Origin of the sequence: Rhodococcus sp. ENV425 (genome assembly GCF_002887785.1) — a bacterium.
GTDB lineage: Bacteria > Actinomycetota > Actinomycetes > Mycobacteriales > Mycobacteriaceae > Rhodococcus > Rhodococcus aetherivorans.
On sequence record NZ_PCZU01000307.1, the window covers coordinates 1 to 3,395 of the forward strand.

3 protein-coding genes and 1 pseudogene are annotated in these 3,395 nt (G+C 72.7%); 1 reads left to right on the forward strand and 3 read right to left on the reverse strand.

Features of this window, described 5'->3' with window-relative positions; translation table 11 throughout:
• Positions 1-192: 192 nt before the first annotated feature.
• A complete protein-coding gene (glmS, locus tag CQZ88_RS28885; protein ID WP_029544805.1) occupies positions 193-2,058 on the reverse strand; it encodes a glutamine--fructose-6-phosphate transaminase (isomerizing) in 1,866 nt (621 codons plus the stop codon).
• A 97-nt stretch (positions 2,059-2,155) separates the two neighbouring features.
• Between glmS and CQZ88_RS28890 the strand changes: the two genes are divergently transcribed.
• Positions 2,156-3,001: a dienelactone hydrolase family protein gene (locus tag CQZ88_RS28890; RefSeq protein ID WP_006934933.1), complete on the forward strand. Its 846-nt coding sequence runs from the start codon at positions 2,156-2,158 to the stop codon at positions 2,999-3,001.
• On the opposite strand, the gene CQZ88_RS30135 is transcribed toward CQZ88_RS28890, so the two are convergent.
• Positions 2,974-3,144 carry a hypothetical protein gene (locus tag CQZ88_RS30135; RefSeq protein WP_006934931.1) on the reverse strand — a complete coding sequence of 57 codons (171 nt, stop codon included), beginning with the start codon at positions 3,142-3,144 and terminating at the stop codon, positions 2,974-2,976. The two genes, CQZ88_RS28890 and CQZ88_RS30135, sit on opposite strands and share 28 nt — an antisense overlap.
• Positions 3,141-3,395, reverse strand: a pseudogene (locus CQZ88_RS32195) (hypothetical protein); the annotation flags it as partial. The pseudogene CQZ88_RS32195 and the gene CQZ88_RS30135, both read right to left, overlap by 4 nt.

A 3,395-nucleotide genomic window follows, 5' to 3' on the forward strand; every position in this document is an offset into this window, starting at 1 on the left:
CGAGCAGGGTCACGCGACGACCGGCGACGGCGCCGGTGCGCGAGCGCAGTTCCGCCGCCGCGACCCGGGCGAGCCCGAACGCGGCGCGGCGCATCAGCGTGCCCTCGGGCAGGGCGGCGAGCAGCGGCGCCTCCGCCGCCCGCACCTGCTCGCACGGGTAGTAGCTGCGCATCGGGCCTCCCGCCGGGGTCGCTATTCCACCGTCACGGACTTGGCGAGGTTGCGTGGCTTGTCGACGTCGTAGCCGCGCGCCTGGGCGACCTCGGCGGCGAAGACCTGCAGCGGCACGGTCGACAGCAGCGGCTGCAGCAACGTCGGCGCGGCGGGGATCTCGATGAGGTGGTCGGCGAACGGCCGCACCGCCTCGTCGCCCTCCTCCGCGATCACCACGGTGCGGGCACCGCGGGCCTGGATCTCCCGGATGTTGCTCAGCAGCTTCGAGTGCAGCACCGCCCGCCCCTTCGGCGACGGCATCACCACGATCACCGGCAGCCCGTCCTCGATCAGCGCGATCGGACCGTGCTTGAGCTCGCCGGCGGCGAAGCCCTCGGCGTGCATGTACGCCAGCTCCTTGAGCTTGAGCGCACCCTCGAGCGCCACCGGATACCCCACGTGCCGGCCCAGGAACAGCACCGTCGACGACGCCGCCAGCTCCCGCGCCAGGCGCCGCACCGGCTCGACCGTCTCGAGCACCCGCGCGATCAGGTGCGGCATCGCGGCCAGATCGGCGTACTCGCGGGCCACCTCGTCCGGGTACTTGGTGCCGCGGGCCTGCGCCAGCGCCAACCCCACCAGGTAGTTCGCGGCGACCTGCGCCAGGAACGCCTTGGTCGAGGCCACCCCGATCTCCGGGCCGGCCCGGGTGTAGAGCACCGCGTCGGCCTCCCGGGGGATCTGCGCGCCGTTGGTGTTGCACACCGCCAGCACCCGTGCCTTCTGATCCTTCGCGTGCCGCACCGCCTCGAGGGTGTCGGCGGTTTCCCCGGACTGCGAGATCGCCACCACCAGCGTCGACCGGTCCAGCACCGGATCCCGGTACCGGAACTCGCTGGCGAGCTCGACCTCCACCGGCAACCGCGTCCAGTGCTCGATCGCGTACTTGGCCACCAGACCCGAGTGGTAGGCGCTGCCACACGCGACGACGAACACCTTGTCCACGTCGCGCAGCTCCTGATCCGACAGCCGCTGCTCGTCGAGCACGATGCGGCCCCCGGCGAAGTGCCCGAGCAGCGTGTCGGCCACCGCGGCGGGCTGCTCCTCGATCTCCTTGAGCATGAAGTAGTCGTGGCCGCCCTTCTCGGCGGCCGCCAGATCCCAGTCGATCTCGAACGGGCGGGTCACCACGTCGGTGCCGCCGTCGAAATCGGACACCTGATACCCGTCGGCGGTGATCACCACCACCTGGTCCTGGCCCAGCTCCACCGCGTGCCGGGTGTGCTCGATGAACGCGGCCACGTCCGAGGCCACGAACGTCTCGCCGTCGCCGACCCCGACGACCAGCGGCGTCGACCGGCGCGCCGCGACGATCGTGTCCGGATGGTCGGCATGGGTGAACACCAGCGTGAAGGCCCCCTCGAGCCGGCGCAGCACCGACAGCGCACTGGCCTCGAAGTCCCCCGCGGTCGGCCCGTCCGCATACGCCCGGGCCACCAGATGCACCGCCACCTCGGTGTCGGTGTCGCTGGCGAACTCCACCCCGGCCTTCTCGAGCTCCACCCGCAGCGGCGCGAAGTTCTCGATGATGCCGTTGTGCACCACCGCCACCTTCCCCGACCCGTCCCGGTGCGGATGCGCATTGCGGTCGGTGGGACGACCGTGCGTGGCCCACCGGGTGTGCCCCATGCCGGTGGTGCCGGCGAAGTGCTCCACCCCCACCTCGTCGAGCTCGGCCTCGAGATTGGCCAGCCGGCCCGCCTTGCGCTCGACGGCCAGGCCGCCCGCACCGTCCAGGACCGCCACACCGGCCGAGTCGTAGCCCCGGTACTCCATCCGCCGCAGTGCCTCCACCACGACATCGAGAGCCGGGCGATGCCCGACGTACCCCACGATTCCGCACATGGTTAGCAGGGTACTGGTCCGCGACCCGCCGGTAACAACTCGTCCACGTCCCGGCGGGTGGCACGCTCGAAGCTGATCATCGGCTAACGTTCACGCCGTGGCGGCGAAACCGAAATCCCTGGCCCAGCGGCTCTCGAAGCGCGGACCGCACACGGTGCTGCGCGGCAACCTCGCTCTCGCAGGTCAGCCGGGCATCGTCTACACCCCCGCCGAGGGCTTCGGCCTGCCCGCCGTCGCGTTCGGCCACGGCTGGATGACCGGTCTCGACAAGTACTCGGCGCTGTTCGAACACCTCGCCTCGTGGGGCATCGTCGTGGCCGCCCCGAGCACCGAACGCGGGCCGATCCCGTCGCACCTGGGCCTGGCCGCCGACCTCGGCACCACCCTCGACATCTGCGTGGGCGTGCGCCTGGGCACCGGACGGATCAGCGTGCACCCCGACCGTCTCGGCCTGATCGGCCACGGCATGGGCGCGGGAGCTGCGGTACTTGCGGCGTCCCGGCGCGACGTGGCCGCCGTCGCCGCGCTCTACCCGGCCCCGACGTCGCCGCCGGCCTCGGTCCTGGCCGCGCGTGTGCACGCGCCCGGGCTCGTGCTCGCCGCCGAGAAGGACCTCGGCTCGATGGGCAGTGATGCCGTCGCCGTCGCCCAGGCCTGGGGCGGCGAGATGCTGATGCGGTCCGTCCACAAGGCCACCGACGACGGCATGATCGAGGGCCGCCGCCTGCTCGCCTTCCTCGGCGTCGGCGGCGCCCAGCGCAACACCCAGAAGGTCACCCGCGCGCTGCTCACCGGATATCTGCTGTACCGGCTCGCCGGCGACAAGACCTACGCGCCGTTCGCCGACCCCGAGGCCGAGCTTCCCGGCTCGGAGGTGCTCACCGAGCCCGACGCGATCGACCGCGAGCTCGGCACTCAGATCAACCAGCTGCTCGGGCGATAGAACTCCTCTTCGACGGCCGGCGCCGGCCCGCGCGTCGCGCCGGCGGCGAGTTCACGGGGTTCCCGGAGGCGCCGCAGGTTCTCGAGCCGGCGCTCGACCGCGTCCCGGTGCTCGGCGACGATGTGTTCGAACCGTCCGGTCACAGCGGCCCCGCCTCCGCCAGGACCACGCCGTCGGCAGGCTCCTCCTCGGGGCCCGCTTCGACGCTCTCACCAGCAGGTTCCGCCGACGCGGGCCGCCGCGCGGGGGTGTCCGCCCGCGTGCCGGGCATCCCGGCCGGCGCGGGACCGAGCGCTCCGCCGTCACCTGGTTCGTCCGGTCGCCGCGGCTCGTCGGGCGGTGCGGGACCGAGCGCTCCGCCGTGACCTGGTTCGTCCGGTCGCCGCGGCTCGTC

Excerpts from the sequence above, each read along its gene's own strand:
- glmS (WP_029544805.1), bottom strand. The coding sequence starts at position 2,058 with ATGTGCGGAATCGTGGGGTACGTCGGGCATCGCCCGGCTCTCGATGTC.